Here is a 17,267-nt window from a genome sequence, read left to right on the forward strand (position 1 = left end):
CGTGGGCGCGCCTCTCGCGGGCCTTTTCGCCGCATCGAGGGCGCGGTCGCGTTCGTCGCCTCGACTGTGACCTCCAAGACGTCGCACGGCCCGACGACGCGTCCCCGTTCCTCATTTTCGGACTCCCGTTCACCGCCTGCAACCGGGCGGGCCCAGCGGACCGTTGGTGACGCCGGGATGACGCCGCGCTGACGCCGCGTCCGTAGCGTCGGACATGGCGCAGGAGAGGCGAGCGCCGGAGTGCCCGGCAGGGGCCGGCCTCAGGACCGACAGGAGGACGCGATGACGGCGACAGTGACCATCGAGGAGTTCATCTGCGTGCGGCCGGCGACGTCGACCGACTTCGACCTCGGGGCGGTGATCAACACACTGCTTGCCCCGGTCTACGAGTTGCCGGGTGCCCAGCTCATCGACCGGCTCACCGGGAACGCCGACATCGGCCGGCTCATCAGCGACGCCGCGAACGAGGCACCGGACGACCTCTATGCCACGACGATCGACTCGCCCGGCCTGGACAACAGGGTGTGGCCGCCGGGCGACCCGGTCGAGGCCGCCGCGGGAGCCAGGATCCCCGTCGGTGTCACCTTTCCCGTGGAGGGCGCCACGACGGTCTTCCTCTGGGAGAAGGACGACAGCCCGTTCGGCAACGACGACAAGCTGGGCTCCGTCACCATCGACGAGACCGAACAGGGGCTGGGTGACCTGTCGAAGATCGCCTTCTCCGAGGAGGAGAAGTCCTGTTACTACGTCTACTACCACGTGAACTGAGGGGAGTCGGCCCCATGTCGGTGCGGGACCGGCGTCACTGCGGCGAGTGCCACGCGATGTTCCGCGACGGCGATCCGGAGAAGGGCGCCTGCCCGACGGGCGGTGGCCACGAGGCCGTCGGTCACATGCTCGTCCTTTCCCGTCTCGCCGATCGCCGGGCTCCGGTCCCGACCGATCGGATCCAGCGGATCGATTGAAGGCCTCGTCATGGTCGCCGTGTCCAAGGTCCAGTTCGGCATGCGGAACGAGGACGTACGCATCGTCCAGAAGGCCCTGATCAAGCGTGGCCACAAGATCCCCGACGGGGCCACCGGCCTGTTCGGCGACCAGACCAGGGCCGCCTACCGGGCCGAGCAGCTCGCCCAGGGTTTCAAGGGAGCCGACGCCGACGGCGTACCGGGCCCGACTTCCCTGGCCACCCTCGGCAGCCTCACCGGCCTCTTCCACGTCGCGGGCGGGGCCGGCAGCGGAAGACTCACCCTCGGCCAGGTCACCTTCCGTGATCCCGGCGACGAGTCGGGGGAGGAGGCAATGCGGCGCTACGCCCGCAAGGCGTGCGAACTGACCGGCATGGACCCTCAGTTCGGCGTCCCGGCGCTCGCCACCATCGCCAAGCGCGAGTCCGCCAGCAATCACCCGAAGTTCCGCATCAACACGACCGACATGAACGCGCGCGGCCCGCGCGTCTCCGACGGCCACCCGCAGAATTGCTCCCGGGGAGCCACGCAGTGCATCCCGGGCACGTTCGCCACGTACCACCAGGCGGGCACAGCCACCACGCCGTACGACGTGGTCGCCTGCATGTGCGCGACGGTCAACTACGTCCGCGACCGCTACCACGTGAACCAGTCCGGTTCGAACTTCACGGCCCGTGTCCAGCAGGCAGATCCGCGGCGGACTCCCCACTGGTACTGACTGGTACTGAACGTCCCTCATGGTCGCCCCGCCCATGGTCACTCTGTCCGACGTCCGGCTCGGCATGCGGAACGAGGACGTACGCATCGTCCAGAAGGCCCTGACCAAACGTGGCCACAAGATCCCCGAGGGGGCCACCGGCCTGTTCGGCGACCAGACCAAGGCCGCATGCCGGGGCCCGACCTCCCCGGCCGCCCTCGGCGGCCTCACCGGTCCCGGACGCCGCGGAGCCGCCGGCCGAGACCGCCCCGCGCTACCCGCTGGCCGCCGAAGTACCCGCCCACGGGTGCCCCTTGGCGCCGCAGCCCCTCGCCGACGAGGATTCCGTCCGCTTCGCCTGGTCCGCCCAGACCGCGACGACGCCTCGCTCGAGGCTCCGCTGGACCGCCTCCTCGCCGAGACGGCCGGCCTCTACGGGGAGGAGGTGTTGCGCTCCGGCACCCGTGTCGAGCGCGGTCGGCGGTTCACGCGGTGGCAGGACGGCTCGGCACACGCGTGGACCACCCGCCGCAAGGTGAGCGGGAGCGGGGCGGGTCGAGCGGGCTGCGGTTCGATGCGCCGAAGCAGGACTGATGAGACAACCGATGAGGCAGCGGGGCTGACTGAGGCCGGCACGAACCCCTCCGGTGCGGCGGGGTTCGTGCCGGCCTCAGCCGGTCTCAGGAGTCCTCGAACAGCAGGTCCTCGGGCGGGTGGGTCATCCGCACGGTCTCGCCGTTCACGGTCTCCACGACCCGGTGCAGTCCCACGCAGCGCTCACCCGTGGACAGGATGGAGAACCGGTCCCCCACGCCTGCCAGAAAGGCGGGGAAGCAGGTGAGCGGCAGCGTGCCGAGATTCAGGTAGTCCACCAGGCGGCGGAACAGCTTGGGCAGGAGCACGAGGTCGTCCGTCAGTGAGGACAGACCGCTCACCTTTCCCCCGGTGAGGGTGACGTCGCTCGGCCACAGGCCCCGGCCCGCTGTCCGGGCCTGTTCGGCCGTGGTGGCCATCTCGGCGCGCAGGCTGGTGAACAAGCTGCGGTAGAACGTCGGACAGGTCAGGCCCACGGCGAGCATGTGGTGGTTGAGCGTCGTCCTCAGCACGGCGGGGTCGACGTCGATCTCCCGGCCACTGTCTCCCGGGGGTGTGCCGCGACCCGCCAGGGCGATGCACCGGCCGTGCACGTCGGTGCCTCGGGTGAGGACGAAGCCGGGGACCGTGTCCGGGGTGGTGGTGATCACGTTCTCGCCCTCACGCCGGACCTCGGTGAAGCCTATCCAGCTCAGCAGCTCGTCGCGCGCGGCGTGGGCGAACCGCAGGGGCTGGTGGACCCGGTTGGCGCCGTAGTGCGTCTCCAGTGCGTCGATCGCGTCCAGCCGCAGCTTCGCACGGCCCGTGACACTGTGCTCCACGGCGCGGCCGAGCCCACCGCCCACGAGGTCCCACTGGGCCGGATCGTCGGAGGTGAAGGCCACCGTGTCCCCGTCCGGCTGGGAGCCCTTGACGTCATAGAAACCTTTGATCACAAGCATGGGCATGGCGACTCCTCGGACCACCCTCCCTCCGTCCAATCATGCGACCGAACAGGGCATTTCGCACTTTGTGAACGAGTGCGGCCTGGACCGGTGCGAGGTCCGCCGCTACGTGGGCCGATACCGGCACATCACACTCGCCATGCTCGCCCACGCCCCCTCGCCGTGATGGCCGTGCAGGAGCACGAAGAAGGGGTGACGAGGCCGGCACGCCCGACCTCGTGGCTCTCGCTCCGGCCGGAAACCGTCGTCCGACCGTCGTCCGCCGGCAGCTCGATCCCGCCGCCGTCCCGCACGCCGCGACCACGCGGTGAACTGGTCCCGGTGGCGACGCCGCCACCAAGACGTGCCCTGCGTCGTCATCGCACGCGGCACGGGCGCTCGTCCGCGGGACGGTCGGCCCAGGACCGTCCCGCACACGCCGAACCCCCACTGCACTCCCCACCACCAGGCCGCTGACCGGGACAAATACAGAAGTCCGGCTGGAGTGTCAGGGGTGTTCCGATACGGCTGTCCGCGGTGACCTTCGCGGTGTCGTCCTCCCCTTCGGAGCAGGCACAGCACGAAGACACGGGCACGCGCGCAAATCGTCGACGTCAAGAACAAGTTCCGGCGGAACGACGGTGCGGGCCAAACGGTCCCGGCTCGGCTCCGGAAGCCGGCCTCTGCCGCCCGGCACCGTGCCGGCCGCCGACGACCAGCTCGCACGGGCTCGGGCCCGACGAAGCCGTCAAGATCACCCGCGTCCTGGGGCGGCGCCCGGACGTCTCGTCACGTACACGATGGAAGGCGCCGACAGCTCCTTCGGTGCCGGTCCGTCATCCGCCGTTGCCGACGTCGTGGAACCGCTCGCCGCCACGGTCGAGGGAGAGATGGTCCACCACCGCACGGCCATGACCGCGCGGCGATCTCCGTCCGTTGCACGGCGGAGGAGCGGTCCTGGGCTTTGGCCGTATCCGCCAGACCGATATTCCCCGGCCTCTCCGGAGGTCGCCTCACGTGACCTTCGCGCTCACAAGGTCGATACTGCCCCTGTAGGGCTCCTGCCGGTACGCAGTCGACCCGCCGCGGGAAATCCGACGCCGCATCACCGGAGTCGGCATCAAGTCGGCACCAGTACCGCCGGAACCTGCTCACGACCGCCGCCGACCGCCAAGATCAAGAACTGTCCGTAACCGCTCTGCCCAGCAAGAACGCAGGTCGACAACCCGCCTGCTGAGCCCCCTAGGAGGTACCCATGAGGATGCTGATCAACGTCCCGGAGACCGTGGTCGCGGACGCGTTGCGGGGGATGGCGGCGGCCCATCCCGAGCTGGCGGTGGACGTGGAGAACCGGGTGATCGTACGCAAGGACGCGCCCGTGGCCGGGAAGGTGGGCCTGGTGTCCGGCGGGGGGTCGGGGCACGAACCGCTGCACGGCGGGTTCGTGGGGCCGGGGATGCTGTCGGCGGCCTGTCCCGGCGAGGTGTTCACCTCCCCGGTGCCCGACCAGATGGTGCGGGCCGCGGCGGCCGTGGACAGCGGGGCCGGGGTGCTGTTCGTCGTGAAGAACTACACCGGTGACGTGCTCAACTTCGACATGGCCGCCGAACTGGCCGAGGACGAGGGCATCCAGGTCGCGAAGGTGCTGGTCGACGATGACGTGGCGGTGACCGACAGCCTGTACACGGCCGGCCGGCGGGGCACGGGCGCGACCCTGTTCGTGGAGAAGATCGCGGGCGCGGCGGCGGACGAGGGGCAGCCGCTGGAGCGGGTGGAGGCCGTCGCCCGGCAGGTGAACGAGAACTCCCGCAGCTTCGGTGTGGCGCTGAGCGCCTGCACCACGCCGGCCAAGGGCACCCCCACCTTCGATCTGCCGGCCGGTGAGCTGGAGTTGGGCATCGGCATCCACGGCGAGCCGGGCCGGGAGCGGCGGCCGATGATGACGTCCGGCGAGATCGCCGAGGTCGCCCTCGACGCGATCCTGGAGGACCTCACGCCGCGCAACCCCGTCCTGGTCCTGGTCAACGGCATGGGCGCCACCCCGCTGCTGGAGCTGTACGGCTTCAACGCCGAGGTGCAGCGGGTGCTCGGCGAACGCGGGGTCCCCGTGGCCCGTGTCCTGGTCGGCAACTACGTCACCTCCCTCGACATGGCGGGCGCCTCGGTCACCCTGTGCCAGATCGACGAGGAGCTGCTGCGGCTGTGGGACGCGCCGGTGCGGACTCCGGGACTGCGCTGGGGCATGTGAGGGACGCTGGGGCCATGACCACACAAGGAGTTCCCGTGCTCGACGCCGACTTCTTCCGCCGTTGGATGACGGCCACCGCCACGTCCGTGGACCGCGAGGCGGAGCGGCTCACCGCGCTCGACTCGCCGATCGGGGACGCCGATCACGGCAGCAACCTGCAGCGCGGGTTCCGGGCGGTGAAGGACGCGCTGGACAAGGAGCCGCCCGCCACTCCCGGAGCGGTGCTGACCCAGGCCGGGCGGCTGCTCATCTCGACGGTGGGCGGTGCGTCCGGCCCGCTGTACGGGACGCTGCTGCGCCGCACCGGCAAGGCGCTCGGGGACGCCGCCGAGGTGGACGGCCGGCAACTGGCCGAGGCGCTGCGCGCCGGGGTGGACGCGGTGCGGCAGCTCGGTGGTGCCGCGCCGGGCGACAAGACGATGATCGACGCGCTGGTGCCCGCGGTGGACGCCCTCGGTGACTCCTTCGCCGCCGCGCGCGACGCCGCCGAGGAGGGTGCCGTGGCGACGACGCCACTGCGGGCGCGCAAGGGCAGGGCCAGTTATCTGGGCGAGCGCAGCATCGGGCACCAGGACCCGGGGGCCACGTCGGCGGCGCTGCTGATCGCCGGGCTCGTGGAGGCCGGCGGTGAGTGACGGGAAGCCGGTGGGGATCGTGCTGGTGTCGCACAGCGCGGCGGTGGCCGCGGCGGTGGCGGAGCTGGCACAGGGCCTGGCGGGCGCCGGCGGGGCGGTTCCCGTGGCGCCGGCGGGCGGCACCGAGGGCGGCGGGCTGGGCACGAGCGCCGAGTTGATCGCCGCGGCGGCCGCGTCCGTCGACCGCGGGGCGGGGGTGGCCGTGCTGGCCGACCTGGGCAGCGCGGTGCTCACCGTGAAGGCACTGCTCGCCGAGGGCGACGAACTCCCCGAGCACACCAGGCTGGTGGACGCGCCGTTCGTGGAGGGCGCGGTGGCCGCGGTGGTCACGGCCGCCACGGGGGCGGACCTGGCGGCGGTGGAGGCGGCGGCCGTGGAGGCGTACACGTACCGGAAGGTGTGAGGAGGGCGGCGGCACCCGGCCGGTTCAGCCGTCCGCATCCACGAACCGCCGGGCCAGCCGTTCCCCTGCCGTCACCGCGGCCTGGTGGTCCTCGATGGGGGTCACCCGGCTGTCCTTGAACACGATGTAGGTGACGCCGGAGGGTGTGCCGCCGCTGTGCGGGTCGGGGTCGATGCCGAGCGACTCGGCCATGGCGTAGGACGCCTCTCCGATGATGTCGGCGGGGCCGGTGTCGCCGACGACCGCGTACCGCACGCGGTCGCGGTACACCACCGCCACGACCGATCCGCCGCGCACGCCGTGGGACCGGTGGTTCCACACGGCGCTGGGCGCGGGCACCACCACGTAGGGGGTCTCCTCGGAGCTCAGCGGACGGCCGTCGGACTGGGTGAAGGCCGTGGTGGAGGAGAAGTACGGGTCGGTGCGGGCGTTGCAGCGGAGACCGGGGCGGCCGTCGCAGTCGATGTCCATGTCGGCCTTCCAGAACACGGCGTCGCGGGTGCCGCACACCGGGACGGTGGCCTTGGCACCGTGGTCCTCGCGGTAGCGGCCGTGGGAGACGGGGGCGCAGGTGCGTACCTTGGCCAGCAGGTCGGCGGCTGAGACGGGGGCCGTGCGCCGTGCGGGCGGTTCGTCGGCACGTGCCTCGGCCGACGCGGTGGCGGCGGGGGCCGGATCGGTGCGCCGTGCGGCCGGATCCGTGCGCCGTGCGGCCGGTTCGGGGCGTACCTCGGCCGGCGCGGTGGACGCGGGGACCGGGGCCGCGCGCCGTGCGGCCGGTTCGGGGCGGGGCTGGGGTGCGGTGGCGGGGGGAGCCGAGGGGGCCAGCAGGGCGACACCGGCCATGGCCAGGGTGAGCGACTGGACACGGGACACGATCAAGGGGGCCTCTCGTCGGGGTCACGGACGCACACTCACGGGCACCTTTGCACCATTTCGTCCCGATATGGTGGCGTGACGGCCCCGACAGGGCCGGACGGAGCACGATCACGTCGGCGACCACGACAAGGGGCCGGAGCCCGGGTCCGGGTCGACCCGGGCCGTCCGGCCACCCGCGCCGGCGCGGGATCTGCGACGACAGCGGTCCGCGCCACGGACCCGAACTCCCCTTCTTCAAGGGGATGTTCGGCCCGTTCGGACTTCAGCATACGTAACGCGCGCGAGCACTCCCCCACCCCCGCCCTCTTGATGTGATCGCGTCAGCCCAGCCATATTGGTACGGACCATTGTCCGAGCAGTCCCGTGTGTCGCCCCGGGAGGCAGAGTCGTGCGTGGTGTTCCCCCAGCCGTGTCCCCGCGTCGCCTTCTCGCGCTGGGCGGGGCTCTCCTGCTGCTCGCCTCCTGCCGCTGGGGAGGCACGGACGACCCCGGTGCCGGTGAACGGCCGCCCGGAGCGCCGACCGGTGTCACGGCCGAGGCGGGCAGCGCCACCAGCGTGCACGTCATGTGGAACGCGGTCGCCGCCGCCGACGCCGAGGTGAGCCAGTACGAGGTGTATCGGGGCACCACGAAGGTGAAAGAAGTGCCCGGTGCCGAGCACATGGTGGACGTCACCAGGCTCCGGCCCGCGACCACCCATGTGTTCACCGTGCGGGCCCGGGACGCGGACGGACGGCTCGGGCCGCGCAGCCGGGAGGTCCGGGCGACGACACCCGGGGCGACCACGGCCGACGACACCGCTCCCACCCGCCCGGCGGAGCTTCGCGGCCGGGCCGCCGGCAGCCGGGCGGTCCAGTTGTCGTGGTCCGCCTCGAAGGACGACCGAGGAGTGGTGTCGTACAACATCTACCAGGGCGGAACGAAGATCCACAGTGTGGGCGGGAACCAGACGGCCGCCGTGGTGACGGGGCTGCGGCCGGGCACCCGCTACTCCTTCACGGTCCGGGCCCGGGACGCGGCCGACAACCTCTCCCCGGCCGGCGCCACCGTCCGCCTCACCACCGCGGGCAGTGCGGGCGGCCGGACCGGCGCTCCCACCGGTTTCCGGGCCACGAGTGAACGGTCCGACGGCGCGTACCACATCGTCCTCCACTGGGTGCCGCCGCGCGTCGACGGGGTGGTCACCGAGTACGAGGTGCACCTGGACGGCCGGGCCGCCACCTCGCTCGTCTACGGCGGTGACGCGCCGCGCGACCGGGCGACGTACCGCTTCTACGCCGGCCGGGAGGCCGGGGTCGCCCACCGGGTGCGGATCCGGGCGATGCTGCCGGACGGCACCTGGGGCGGTTTCTCGGCGGAGCGCACGGTGACGACGGGCGCCGGGCGCTGACCCGGCCCCTGGGGGTCGGCCGCCCGGAGGAAGCCGTCACCTGCCCGGATGCCGCCGGAGTGCGGGCCGGTCCGGGTGCCCGTTGGCTTGCCTCGTGGCAGCACGGGCGCTCCCCGACCTCGGCGGCGCAAGGGATGTACCGCCGGCCGTGCCGCCGGAAAGCGGTCCACATGCGCAACTCGAAGCCACTGCTCCGCTCCGGTCCGACCGCGGCCGCCGCCGCCGCGCTCGCGCTGACCCTGGCCGGGCCGGCCGCCGCGGCCGGGATCTCCGTCAGCACCACCGGGTCGACGGTCTCGGTGAGCACCGGTTCGTGCACCCAGATCAACGGCCACTGGGGCACCGCCTCGCTGCTCGGCAGCGGCCAGACGAGCTTCTCGCAGGGCCGTCAGGTGGCGTTGTCGGGGAGCGGTTCGGGACAGTCCGCCGCCTGGTCGAACGTCAGCCCGGGCACGTACACGGTGGTCGTGGTGTGCTCGAACGGCAGCACCGCGGGCACGCAGTCCGTCGTCGTCTCCACGGCTCCCAGCCCCTCGGTCTCACCCACGGCCTCGCCGTCCCGCGGGGTGATGGGCGGCATCGGCGGCGGTTCGACGGACTACGGCACGGTCACGCTGGTGGCGGGCGGCGCACTGGTCGGCACGGGGATCGCCGCCACGGCCTGGTACCTGCGCCGCCGCGGCGCTCCGCGCCACTTCTGACCCCTTCGGGCGGTGGGGGAACGACGCGAGGCGGAGGAGGGCGCCAGGGGGAACCCCGGCGACCGACGACGACGCGGCGAGGGGCGGCACCAGAACCCGCGGCCCCGGCAAGATCCGGACGACACCCCCAGGACCCGGCGCCGGCCGCCGTCACGTCCGACGCGCTCCGGGCGGGCGGCCGGCGTCGACCCCTCGCGGTGTCACCCCTCCCGTGCGTCCGGGCCCTCGGGCCCGCCGGTGTCCGGCAGCAGGGCGAACTCCGCCAGCGCGTGGTCGAGCCACTGGGTCCAGAAGGTCTCCAGGTCGATGCCGGCCCGCAGCACCAGATGGCGCAGCCGGTCCTCCGGTCCGTCCCTGCCGGGCGGGAAGTCCCGCTGCTCGATCTCCCGGTACTCCGCCAACTGGCGTTCGTGCAGCTCCCGGTGGCGCCGCAGGTCGGCCGCCAGGCCCTCGGTGCCGACCACGGCCGCCGCCCTCAGCCGCAGCAGCATCGCGTCGCGGTGCGGCTTGGGATCCTGGGACGCGGAGGTCCAGCGGGCCAGTTCCGCGCGCCCCGCGGGCAGGACCTCGTACGCCTTCTTCTGCCCCCGGGCCGGCTGCTCGGGGGGAAGGGCCCGGATCAGGCCCTCGGCCTCCAGTCTCCCCAGCTCGCGATAGATCTGCTGGTGCGTCGCGGACCAGAAGTAGCCGATCGACCGGTCGAACCGGCGGGTCAGCTCCAGCCCCGACGACGGCTTCTCGAGCAGGGCGGTGAGGATCGCGTGCGGGAGTGACATGGGCTCATCCTAGGGACGGGCCGCGCCCGGCCTACAGCGCCGCCGCCAGCTCGGTGCCCTGCTTGATGGCGCGCTTGGCGTCCAGTTCGGCGGCCACGTCGGCGCCGCCGATCAGGTGGACGGCGCGTCCGGCGGCGACCAGTTCCTCGTACAGGTCGCGGCGCGGCTCCTGGCCGGTGCACAGGACGACGGTGTCGACCTCCAGGACGGTGCTCTCGCCGTCGACGGTGATGTGCAGTCCGGCGTCGTCGATCCGGTCGTAGCGCACGCCCGGGACCATGGTGACGCCACGGTGCTTGAGTTCGGTGCGGTGGATCCAGCCGGTGGTCCTGCCGAGGCCGGCGCCGACCTTGGACGTCTTGCGCTGCAGCAGGTGGACGGTGCGCGGCGGGGCGGGGCGCTCGGGTGCGGCGAGGCCGCCGGGGGCGCGGTAGTCGAGGTCGACGCCCCACTGGCGGAAGTACGTCTCGGGGTTCTCGTGCGCCTTGTCGCCGCCGTCGGTGAGGAACTCGGCGACGTCGAAGCCGATGCCGCCCGCGCCGAGGATCGCGACCCGGTCGCCGACGGGGGCGCCGTCGCGCAGGACGTCGAGGTAGCCGAGGACGCTTCCGTGGTCGGCGCCGGGGATGTCGGGGACGCGCGGGGTGACGCCGGTGGCGACGACGACCTCGTCGTGGCCGACCACGTCGTCGGCGGTGACGCGCGTGTCGAGGCGTACGTCGACGGCCAGTTCGGCGAGGCGGGTGCGGAAGTAGCGCAGGGTCTCGTCGAACTCCTGCTTGCCGGGCACCTTGCGGGCCACGTTGAGCTGGCCGCCGATCTCGCTCGCGGCGTCGAACAGGGTGACGTGGTGGCCGCGTTCGGCGGCGCTCACCGCGCAGGCGAGACCGGCCGGTCCCGCGCCGACGACGGCGACGCTCTTGCGGCGGCGGGTCGGGGAGAGGACCAGCTCGGTCTCGTGGCAGGCGCGCGGGTTGACCAGGCAGGAGGTGATCTGCCCGCTGAAGGTGTGGTCCAGGCAGGCCTGGTTGCAGCCGATGCAGGTGTTGATCGCCTCGGGCCGGCCGGCGGCGGCCTTGGCGACGAAGTCGGGGTCGGCGAGCATCGGGCGGGCCATCGACACCATGTCCGCGCAGCCCTCGGCGAGCAACTGCTCGGCGAGTTCGGGGGTGTTGATGCGGTTGGTGGTGACCAGCGGGACCGACACCTCGCCCATCAGGCGCTTGGTCACCCAGGTGTACGCGCCGCGCGGCACGGAGGTGGCGATGGTGGGGATGCGGGCCTCGTGCCAGCCGATGCCGGTGTTGATGATCGTGGCGCCGGCCTCCTCGACCGCCTTGGCCAGGGTGACCACCTCGTCCAGGGTGGAGCCGCCGGGCACGAGGTCGAGCATGGAGAGCCGGTAGACGAGGATGAAGTCCTCGCCGACCGCCTCGCGCACCCGGCGGACGATCTCGACGGGGAAGCGCATGCGGTTCTCGTACGAGCCGCCCCAGCGGTCGGTGCGGTGGTTGGTCTGTGCCGCGATGAACTCGTTGATCAGGTAGCCCTCGGAGCCCATGATCTCGACGCCGTCGTAGCCGGCCCGCCGGGCGAGGCGGGCGGCGCGGGCGTAGTCGTCGACGGTGCGCTCGACCTCGGCGTCGGTCAGCTCGCGGGGCGGGAAGGGGCTGATCGGCGCCTGCACGGGACTGGGGGCGACCAGGTCCCGGTGGTAGGCGTACCGGCCGAAGTGCAGGATCTGCATCGCGATGCGGCCGCCCTCGCGGTGCACGGCGTCGGTGACGGTCCGGTGCTGGTTCGCCTCGGCCTCGGTGGTGAGCTTCGCACCGCCCTCGTAGGGCCGCCCCTCGTCGTTGGGGGCGATGCCGCCGGTGACGATGAGGCCGACCCCGCCGCGGGCGCGGGCGGCGTAGAACTCGGCCATGCGGGAGAAGCCGCCCTCGGCCTCCTCCAGGCCCACGTGCATGGAGCCCATGAGGACCCGGTTGGGCAGGGTGGTGAAGCCCAGGTCGAGGGGGGTCAGCAGGTGGGGGTAACGGCTCATCGGGCCCTCCGTGCGCGGTGTCGTGCCTGTAGTTGTAAGGCACGCGCACCGCTTTATGCAACTAGTTGCATAAGAGACGGAGGGCACACGGGGCCGGGAGCGTCACCGGCTTTCGAGACGTACGTGCAGCTCCTCCTCCTGGTCGCCGGAGACCGTGCTCAGGTCGTGCACCGTGAACAGGGAGCCCAGGGTCGTACGGAACCGGTCGATCGCCCAGTAGCCGCCGTGCACGTCGGCGTCGACCGACGAGGCCAGCCGGGCCTCGGGCCGGGCGCCCTCGCGGGCGTCGGCGACGTCGAAGGTGCCGAGCCAGACCGTCGGGCGGGTCTCGGAGAACTCCTCCGGTACGTCGTCGGAGCACCGGTCGGACGTGAAGCACGCGCACAGCGTGTCGAACACGATCCGGGCGTCGTCCTTGCTGCATCCGCTGATCTCGACCGAGACGGACTCCGGGTGCGGTCGCTCGCTGCCCATCGTGATCGCTCCTCTCGTGGCCCACGCGTCCCCGCCCCCTCACTCAGCAAAGCACCACCCGGCGAAGAGCACTACCCGCGCGCCGCCGCGGTGACGGCTTCGCGGGCGCCCGCCCCGATGGTGGGAGAAGCTGGAACCGGACGGCAGGAGCGGCGGAGAATCGGCCCCGCGCGCGGTAGAACAAGGGGTGTCGGCACGGTGACGACGTGCCGTGGGAATCGGTGAAGGCGGGGCGTGCGATGAGTGCAGCGGGGTCACCCCCGGCCGACGGCGACGGGTCGGTCCGTCCCAGCGGGCTGCTCGATGTGCTGCGGGTCGCCTCGGTGGTCCTGGACGCCGAGGGGCGGATCGTGCTGTGGAGCCCCCAGGCCGAGGAGCTGTTCGGGTACGGCGCACGGGAGGCGCTGGGCCGGTACGCCGCCCGGATCATGGTGCACGAGCAGCACCTGGACCTCGTGGTGAAGCTCTTCGCCGAGGTCATGCGCACCGGACGGAGCTGGGCCGGGGCCTTCCCGATCCGCCGCAAGGACGGCGGCACCCGGCTGGTGGAGTTCCGCAACGTGCGGCTGCTGGACGCCGGGGGGAACGTGTACGCCCTCGGTCTGGCGGTGGACCGGTCGACCGTGCGCCGGCTGGAACAGGACGTGGCCCTGTCGACCCGGATCGTCGCCCAGTCCCCCATCGGGCTGGCCGTGCTGGACACCGGTCTGCGCTACGTCTCGGTGAATCCGGCGCTGGAGCAGATCAACGGCATCCCGGCCGAGGGGCATCTGGGCCGCACGGTCCGCGAGGTGCTGCCGCTGGTGGACGCCGAGGCGCTCGAGGCCGCCGCGCGCCGGGTCCTGGACACCGGCCGGCCCGTCGTCGACCGGCCCACGACCGGCCGCACCCCGGCCGATCCGGACGAGGACCACGTCTGGTCGGTCTCGCTGTACCGCCTGGAGAACGCGCTCGGCACGGTGCTGGGCGTGGCCGTGTCGGTGGTGGACGTCACCGAGCAGTACCGGGCGAACGCCGAGGCCGAGACCGCGCGGCGGCGGCTCGCCGTGATCGCCGACGCCACCGCGCGGATCGGCACCACCCTGGACCTGGAGCGTACGGCCGGCGAGCTGGCCGACGTGGCCGTGCCGGAGCTGGCCGACGCGGCGGCGGTGGATCTGCTGGACGCGGTGGTACGGGGCCGTCGCAGCACCCTCGGCCCCACCGAGCCGGCGGTGATCCGGGCGCTGGCGGTGCGCGGGGTGGACGCGGCGTCCGAGGTGCTGACGGCGGCCGACCCGCCGGGCCGGGTGACCCGGTACGCGCCGGACCGGCTGATCACCGAGTGCGTGCGCACCGGGCTGCCGGTGATGGTGCCGCAGACCAAGGACGAGGACCTGGCGCGGATCGCCCGCTCCCCGGAGGCGGCCGCGCTGCTGGCGCGGGCGGGGGTCCACTCGTATCTGGCCGTGCCGCTGATCGCGCGCGGGGAGGTGCTGGGCGCCCTCGACCTCACCCGCATGCGCAACCCCCTCCCGTTCGACGAGGACGATCTGCTGCTCGCGCGGGAGCTGGCCTCCCGCGCGGCCGTGCAGATCGACAACGCCCGCTGGTACCAGAACGCCCGCGACACCGCCCTCACCCTGCAGCGCAGCCTGCTGCCGAGCCATCCGCCCGTGACGGGCGGCCTCGAGGTCGCCTCCCGCTACCAGCCGGCGGGCGCCACCAGCGAGGTCGGCGGCGACTGGTTCGACGTGATCCCGCTGGAGGACGACAAGACGGCCCTCGTCGTGGGGGACGTGATGGGCAGCGGCATCCCCGCGGCGGCCACCATGGGGCGGCTGCGCACGGCCACCCACACCCTCGCCTCCCTCGACCTCGATCCGGCCGTCCTCCTGGAGCACCTGGACCGGATCACCAGCGGCCTGGACCAGGCGATCGCCACCTGTGTCTACGTGGTCCACGATCCCCGCGAGCGGCGGTGCACGATCGCCAACGCCGGGCATCTGCCGCCGGCCCGGGTGCGGACCGGCCACGCCCCCGAGCTGCTCGACCTGCCCACCGGTGTACCGCTGGGGGTGGGCGGGGTCCCCTTCTCCACGACCACCGTGGAGCTGGAACCGGGCGACCGGCTGGTGCTCTACACCGACGGTCTCGTCGAGACGCGGCGGCATCCGCTGGACGAACGCCTGGACCGGCTGCTGGCCCTGCTGGACCACCCCGGCCACTCCCTGGAGGAGGTCTGCGACCTCCTCCTGCGCACCCTGCACGAACCCGACAACTTCGACGACGTGGCCCTCCTCATCGCCCGCGCGACGACACCGGGCTCCTGAACGGTCCTACGGCCTCACACCGATCACGACATGGGCGTACCGCTCTTCGGAGGTGGCCAGGCGGGTCCGCAGGCCGGCGGTGGTGAAGGTGTCGACGGCCGCGGGGGCCTGGCGGCTGCCGGTCTCCACCAGGAGGCAGCCGCCCGGCGCGAGCCAGCCGGGCGCCCCGGCGGCGACCCTGCGCAGCACGTCGAGACCGTCCGCGCCGCCGTCGAGCGCGACCAGCGGTTCGTGGTCGCGGGCCTCCGGGGGCAGCAGGCCGATCTCGTCGCTGGGCACGTACGGCACGTTGGCCGCGAGGATGCCGACGCGGCCCCGCAGCTCGCCGGGGAGCGCCGCGAACAGGTCGCCGGTGTGGACCTGCCCGCCGAGTCCGGCGACGTTGCGGCGGGCGCAGCGCACGGCGGCCGGGTCGATGTCGGCGGCGTGCAGCTCGACCGCGCCGAGTCCGGCGGCCAGGGCCGCGCCGACGGCGCCGGAGCCGCAGCACAGGTCCACGACGACGGACGCGTCGGGCGCCTGGGCGAGTGCCTGTTCGACGAGGAACTCGGTGCGGCGGCGGGGTACGAAGACACCGGGTTCCACGGTGATGCGCCGGCCGTGGAACTCGGCCCAGCCGACGACGAGTTCGAGGGGCAGTCCGGCCGCCCGGCGCTCGACCATCGGGGCGATGTCCTGGGGGGTGGGCGCGGCGGCGAGGATCAACTCGGCCTCGTCCTCGGCGAAGACGCAACCGGCGGCGCGGAGCGCGGCCACGACGGCGTCCCGGGACGGGGGCGGCGGGACGGCGGAGGGAGAGGACGACGGAGACGGCATGTGCGGCAAGAGCCTCGAGCCTTTCGGGAGCCGAAGGGCGCTCTCGCGGTCACCTACTGCCGACGGTCCGCGTCGCTTCGAGGTGAGAGCACCCGACCTGACACAGCGGTAATGGGTCTCACCTCCTCGGCATCCCCCGGCTGGGGCGGTCCGCAGCCGGACGGCCACACTACCCGACGATCACCGTTGTCGTACGGTGCGTTCGGGATCCGGGATCCGGGATCGCAGGAGCGCAGGAGCGCGTGGGTGGCGTGCGCGGGTGGACGCGGCCGGGCCGTGGAGACCGGCCGTCGCGCGAAGACGGTCCTCGTCCGCCGTGCCCGCGCGTACGCGCCGAGGGCGGTCGAGGAGTGCGGCGCCCGTCTCGGCGCCCGCGCGTCGGCCGCGCGTACGCGCCCCGAACCGCCGCCGGTGTCGTACACGCCGCTCGGGCAGCCGGAGACGAGCGGCGGAGGCTGCCGGGCCACCGACCCGGCGGCCTCCCGCGCGCCGGGCGAGGCCGGCGGTGAGCCGCCGGGTGACCGACTCGGATCCGGCCCGGCCGGGCGGCGCCCGGCCCCGGAGGGCCGCCCACCGCGGGCGGCGCGGCCGGCGGAGGACGGCCGGCGCGTCCCGGCCCGGGTGGCCGGGAGCCGCCGTGCGGCCCCGGAAAGCGCCGCGCGGCCTCCGGGGAGCGCCACGCGGGCCGACCCACCGGAGGGCCGTGACCGGCCTGGCACCGCATCGGTCGCGGACACCGCGTACGGTTGAACACGAAAAACACCTGAGCACCAGTCGCAACGGAATCGCCGATCACGTGAACATCACCCGAGGCTTCACCGGCCGCCCTCGTGTGCACAATCCCGGACTGCCGCCGGGTCAGTACGACGCGGGCGACGAATGGCCCGTCCTGTCCGCCGAGGTCACGCCCGACCTGGCGCCCGCCGACTGGACCTTCCGGATCGACGGGCTGGTGGCGGAGCCCCGCACCTGGGACTGGGAGCAGGCGCACGCGCTGCCGGCCTCGGCGTACGAGGGGGCCATCCACTGTGTGACGAGCTGGTCGAAGTTCGGGGTGCGGTTCGGCGGCGTCTCGCTGGACGCGTTTCTCCATATGGTCCGGCCCCATGGGTCGGCGACACATGTGGTCGCGTATGCGCACACCGGCTACACCACCAGCCTGCCGCTCGCGGATGTGACCGGCGGCCGGGCCTGGATCGCCTGGGAGTACGACGGCCGGCCGCTGCCTGCCGAGCACGGCGGCCCGGCGCGGCTGATCGTGCCGCACCTGTACTTCTGGAAGAGCGCCAAGTGGATCGCCGGGCTGCGGCTCCTCGACCACGACGAGCCGGGCTTCTGGGAGGGCAACGGCTACCACGCGCGCGGCAATCCCTGGGAGGAGCAGCGGTACTCCGGTGACTGAGCGGA

General features: G+C 73.1%; 16 protein-coding genes and 1 pseudogene. 11 read left to right on the forward strand and 6 right to left on the reverse strand.

The window, feature by feature from the left end:
* Nucleotides 1–282: 282 nt before the first annotated feature.
* The 3 genes from ACZ62B_RS34795 to ACZ62B_RS34805 are packed head-to-tail and all read left to right on the forward strand — an operon-like array spanning nt 283 to nt 1,683.
* Nucleotides 283–768, forward strand: coding sequence for a hypothetical protein (locus tag ACZ62B_RS34795; RefSeq protein WP_468727273.1), 486 nt, complete (start codon nt 283–285; stop codon nt 766–768).
* A 14-nt stretch (nt 769–782) separates the two neighbouring features.
* Nucleotides 783–965 (forward strand): hypothetical protein, encoded by a 183-nt coding sequence (locus tag ACZ62B_RS34800; protein ID WP_468727275.1) that lies wholly within the window; start codon nt 783–785, stop codon nt 963–965.
* Between the two features lie 10 nt (nt 966–975).
* Nucleotides 976–1,683 (forward strand): peptidoglycan-binding protein, encoded by a 708-nt coding sequence (locus ACZ62B_RS34805; protein ID WP_469693461.1) that lies wholly within the window; start codon nt 976–978, stop codon nt 1,681–1,683.
* A 659-nt stretch (nt 1,684–2,342) separates the two neighbouring features.
* Here ACZ62B_RS34805 and ACZ62B_RS34810 read toward each other — a convergent pair.
* Entirely contained in the window at nt 2,343–3,203 is an 861-nt protein-coding gene (locus tag ACZ62B_RS34810) for a nuclease (RefSeq protein ID WP_468727281.1), read from the reverse strand.
* Nucleotides 3,204–3,270: 67 nt separating this feature from the next.
* Here ACZ62B_RS34810 and ACZ62B_RS34815 point away from each other — a divergent pair.
* The 4 genes and pseudogenes from ACZ62B_RS34815 to ACZ62B_RS34830 all read left to right on the forward strand — a co-directional run.
* A pseudogene (locus ACZ62B_RS34815) lies at nt 3,271–3,656 on the forward strand (hypothetical protein); the annotation flags it as partial.
* Between the two features lie 778 nt (nt 3,657–4,434).
* Entirely contained in the window at nt 4,435–5,427 is a 993-nt protein-coding gene (gene dhaK / locus ACZ62B_RS34820; protein WP_469693463.1) for a dihydroxyacetone kinase subunit DhaK, read from the forward strand.
* Between the two features lie 35 nt (nt 5,428–5,462).
* Nucleotides 5,463–6,062: a dihydroxyacetone kinase subunit DhaL gene (dhaL, locus tag ACZ62B_RS34825; protein ID WP_344555699.1), complete on the forward strand. Its 600-nt coding sequence runs from the start codon at nt 5,463–5,465 to the stop codon at nt 6,060–6,062.
* Nucleotides 6,055–6,465: a PTS sugar transporter subunit IIA domain-containing protein gene (locus ACZ62B_RS34830; RefSeq protein ID WP_468724472.1), complete on the forward strand. Its 411-nt coding sequence runs from the start codon at nt 6,055–6,057 to the stop codon at nt 6,463–6,465. Before dhaL ends, ACZ62B_RS34830 begins: the two co-directional genes overlap by 8 nt.
* Nucleotides 6,466–6,489: 24 nt before the next feature.
* Here ACZ62B_RS34830 and ACZ62B_RS34835 read toward each other — a convergent pair whose 3' ends face one another.
* Nucleotides 6,490–7,341 (reverse strand): glycoside hydrolase family 75 protein, encoded by an 852-nt coding sequence (locus tag ACZ62B_RS34835; RefSeq protein WP_469693500.1) that lies wholly within the window; start codon nt 7,339–7,341, stop codon nt 6,490–6,492.
* Between the two features lie 391 nt (nt 7,342–7,732).
* On the opposite strand from ACZ62B_RS34835, the gene ACZ62B_RS34840 reads away from it, so the two are divergent.
* Together ACZ62B_RS34840 and ACZ62B_RS34845 are read left to right on the forward strand one after the other, a co-directional pair.
* Nucleotides 7,733–8,734 carry a fibronectin type III domain-containing protein gene (locus tag ACZ62B_RS34840; protein ID WP_469693465.1) on the forward strand — a complete coding sequence of 334 codons (1,002 nt, stop codon included), beginning with the start codon at nt 7,733–7,735 and terminating at the stop codon, nt 8,732–8,734.
* Nucleotides 8,735–8,904: 170 nt separating this feature from the next.
* Nucleotides 8,905–9,435 (forward strand): hypothetical protein, encoded by a 531-nt coding sequence (locus ACZ62B_RS34845; RefSeq protein ID WP_344555607.1) that lies wholly within the window; start codon nt 8,905–8,907, stop codon nt 9,433–9,435.
* Nucleotides 9,436–9,635: 200 nt separating this feature from the next.
* Here the strand turns inward: ACZ62B_RS34845 and ACZ62B_RS34850 are convergent, their stop codons facing one another.
* The 3 genes from ACZ62B_RS34850 to ACZ62B_RS34860 form a co-directional block, all read right to left on the reverse strand.
* Entirely contained in the window at nt 9,636–10,211 is a 576-nt protein-coding gene (locus ACZ62B_RS34850) for a PadR family transcriptional regulator (RefSeq protein ID WP_344555605.1), read from the reverse strand.
* 31 nt (nt 10,212–10,242) lie between these two features.
* Nucleotides 10,243–12,258: an oxidoreductase gene (locus ACZ62B_RS34855; protein ID WP_469693468.1), complete on the reverse strand. Its 2,016-nt coding sequence runs from the start codon at nt 12,256–12,258 to the stop codon at nt 10,243–10,245.
* Between the two features lie 102 nt (nt 12,259–12,360).
* Nucleotides 12,361–12,732, reverse strand: a complete 372-nt coding sequence (locus tag ACZ62B_RS34860) for a hypothetical protein (RefSeq protein WP_468724466.1) — start codon at nt 12,730–12,732, stop codon at nt 12,361–12,363.
* A gap of 239 nt (nt 12,733–12,971) precedes the next feature.
* On the opposite strand from ACZ62B_RS34860, the gene ACZ62B_RS34865 reads away from it, so the two are divergent.
* Nucleotides 12,972–15,044 carry a SpoIIE family protein phosphatase gene (locus tag ACZ62B_RS34865; RefSeq protein ID WP_344555599.1) on the forward strand — a complete coding sequence of 691 codons (2,073 nt, stop codon included), beginning with the start codon at nt 12,972–12,974 and terminating at the stop codon, nt 15,042–15,044.
* A 6-nt stretch (nt 15,045–15,050) separates the two neighbouring features.
* Here ACZ62B_RS34865 and ACZ62B_RS34870 read toward each other — a convergent pair whose 3' ends face one another.
* On the reverse strand, nt 15,051–15,860 hold the full coding sequence (locus ACZ62B_RS34870) for a putative protein N(5)-glutamine methyltransferase (protein ID WP_469693470.1): 810 nt from the start codon (nt 15,858–15,860) through the stop codon (nt 15,051–15,053).
* A gap of 796 nt (nt 15,861–16,656) precedes the next feature.
* Between ACZ62B_RS34870 and ACZ62B_RS34875 the strand changes: the two genes are divergently transcribed.
* Nucleotides 16,657–17,262 carry a sulfite oxidase-like oxidoreductase gene (locus ACZ62B_RS34875; protein WP_073934928.1) on the forward strand — a complete coding sequence of 202 codons (606 nt, stop codon included), beginning with the start codon at nt 16,657–16,659 and terminating at the stop codon, nt 17,260–17,262.
* The last annotated feature ends 5 nt before the right edge of the window (nt 17,263–17,267 follow it).

It is taken from the genome of Streptomyces sp. NPDC053426, from assembly GCF_055585405.1.